This window comes from Dactylosporangium sucinum, assembly GCF_014647515.1.
Classification (GTDB): domain Bacteria; phylum Actinomycetota; class Actinomycetes; order Mycobacteriales; family Micromonosporaceae; genus Dactylosporangium; species Dactylosporangium sucinum.
Window position 1 is genome coordinate 1 of sequence record NZ_BMPI01000168.1, and the last position, 2,377, is coordinate 2,377.

Consider the following 2,377-nt stretch of genomic DNA (forward strand, 5'->3'; position numbering starts at 1 on the left):
AGGAGTTCACGAACTACAGCAACGACCAGTACGACTCGAACCACATCTTCGCGGCCGAGGGCTCGGAGTCCTCGCACCAGGCCGAGTTCTCCAACCTGGACGCGCTGCGTGAGTCCTTCCAGTCGGAGTTCGCCTCGGGCACCGAGCTGCACGGCGACCCGGGCCAGCTGGGCGTTGCCTCCAACTGACCGCACTGCGCACGCAGGCCGGTCGCCCCTCGCACGGGCGACCGGCCTTCCTGGCGTCAGGACCAGGTCATGACGACCTCGCGCTCGAAGTTCACGTAGCCGGCCGCCGCGAACGCGGCCGCCATCGGGGTGTTGCCGACGTCGGTCGTCGCCCGGATGCGCGGCACGTCCTGCGCGGCGAGCACGCGGGTGCCCTCCGCGAGGACGTCGTGGATGTAGCCGTGGCCGCGGTGGGCGGGCAGCACCCCGAGGTACGCGATGATGGGGTTGTAGTCGTTGCGGGCCGGGAACACGAACCCGACGGGCTCCCCGTCCGGCAGCGTCGCCACCCGCCACCACTCGCGCGGGCTGGGCCAGCGCTCCAGCTCGCCGTGGAAGTGCTCGGCGGCGACCTCCCGCGGCGCCGCCGAGGCCAGGTCGGCGCGGGAGTGCGCGTCGAGCGTGCCGTCGAGGGTGGCCGTCATGAGGTCGAGCGCCTCGTCGTCGTCGCGGAACCCGCGATACCGCAGGCGCCCCTCGTCGGCGCGCACCGGGGTCCCCGCGCGCCACTCCAGGCGCAGCCGCTCCACCAGCAGGCTCGCGCCGGCCCGCTCGGCCACGGCCATGCGCCCCCGGACACCGCCGGCCTCGGTGTCGCGCCAGTCGGACCGCAGGAACCGGGTGTAGGCCGGCGGGGTGGTGCCGACCGGCAGGACCGCCCGCATCGCGGTCGCGAGCAGCGCGTCGGCGGCGTCCTCGCGCCCGTCGGCGTAGTCGAGGATGTCGAGCAGGTAGGGCTCGCCGGTGCGCGACCACCAGGCGGTCCGGGCCGCCAGCCGGCCGTCCGGACCCGTCGCCACCCACATCCAGTCGGGGCGGCGCCGTCCCGCGGCGAGGTCGTCGTCGAGCTCGTCGTTCAGCTGATAGGGCAGCGACCGGAACAGGTCGAGTTCGTCCCGCCCGCGGATGGGGCGGATGTCATACTGCATGTGCTGTCTCCAAGGAGGACGAAGCGGAACATTGCGGACTCCTCCTCCCTGGCGGTCGTTCGCCGCCGCCGTGAGTTCTACCCCTCCCGCGCCGGCAGGCGCAAGCCGGTTACGGTCGCCGGCCCGGTGACGCCGCGCCGACAGGATTTCGGGCACCCGCCGCAACCATTGACGCGCGTCGTGGGTCCTATCGGTATGCCTCTCGGTTTGCGCAGATCGCTGGCCGTCGCCGCGGCCCTGTTCGTCCTCGCCGGCTGCGGGTCGGCACCGGAGCCGGGCGCGCCGGAGCCGGCCGGGTCGGCGCCCGCCGCCGAGGCCGCGCCCAGCCCGACGCCGGGCCGGTGCTCCGACCCGGAGCTCGACGAGCGGCAGGTCACGTTCGCCGACAGCGCCGGGGTGTACCTCTCCGGCTACCTCCTGGGCACCGGGCGCACCGCGCTCGTCCTCGCCCCGCAGGCCAGCGCCAACGCGTGCTCCTGGCTGTCGTGGGCGAAGCAGCAGGCCGCGGCCGGGTACCGGGTGCTCGCCTTCGACTTCGCCGGCGAGGGCCGCTCGCGCCGCGGCCCCGGCTCGACCATGCCCGGCGACGTGACGGCCGCGGCCGCGTTCGTGCGGTCCCAGGGCGCGACGGCAGTGGTCCTCATCGGCGCGTCCCGCGGCGGCACGGCGGTCCTGACCGCGGCCCCGACGGCGAACCCGACCGCGGTCGTGAGCCTGTCGGCGCCGTCGACCTACAGCGGCATGGACGCCCTCGCGGCGGTGCCGAAGCTGACGGCCCCGGTGCTGTACCTCGCGGCGACCGGTGACAGCGGCTTCGCGGACGATGCCAAGGCCCTGCACGCGGCCACGCCGGGCGACAAGCGCACCCTGCAGCTCGTCCCGGGCTCCCTGCACGGCACCGCGTTCGTGACGATCGCCGCGGAGGGCGCCCCGGAGGCCCTCGCCGCCCTGACCACGTTCCTGAAGGCGAACGCCCCGGCCTAGGCCCTGTTTCACAACTGGGGTCGGAGCGAGGCGGAGTCCAGATTTCTCCTGGCGGCACCCCGCGGAAGTCTGGCTACCGGTGTTGTAACCGGGCTTTCGCGGGGTGCCGCCAGGAGGAATCTGGGCCCGCCGCAGCCCGGCCCCAGTTGTGAAACAGGGCCTGACTGGACGTTTGATTCTGGTTGGGATGGATAACGTCCGGTCCGCCCATCGACAGTCACTACCCACGTGTGCCTG

At 73.7% G+C, this 2,377-nt stretch carries 3 protein-coding genes; 2 read left to right on the forward strand and 1 reads right to left on the reverse strand.

All coding sequences use genetic code 11. The features are described from left to right. The coding region (locus tag IEZ31_RS55560; protein ID WP_190258258.1) for a hypothetical protein at positions 1–188 on the forward strand (188 nt) is incomplete at its 5' end. A gap of 56 nt (positions 189–244) precedes the next feature. On the opposite strand, the gene IEZ31_RS55565 is transcribed toward IEZ31_RS55560, so the two are convergent. Beyond that, positions 245–1,156 (reverse strand): GNAT family N-acetyltransferase, encoded by a 912-nt coding sequence (locus IEZ31_RS55565; RefSeq protein WP_190258259.1) that lies wholly within the window; start codon positions 1,154–1,156, stop codon positions 245–247. Between the two features lie 207 nt (positions 1,157–1,363). Here IEZ31_RS55565 and IEZ31_RS55570 point away from each other — a divergent pair, with 207 nt between their 5' ends. Beyond that, positions 1,364–2,140, forward strand: a complete 777-nt coding sequence (locus tag IEZ31_RS55570; RefSeq protein WP_190258260.1) for an alpha/beta hydrolase — start codon at positions 1,364–1,366, stop codon at positions 2,138–2,140. Positions 2,141–2,377 lie beyond the last annotated feature (237 nt).

Bases quoted from the DNA above. Each gene is read 5' to 3' on its own strand.
- IEZ31_RS55565 (WP_190258259.1), bottom strand. From the start codon at position 1,156: ATGCAGTATGACATCCGCCCCATCCGCGGGCGGGACGAACTCGACCTG.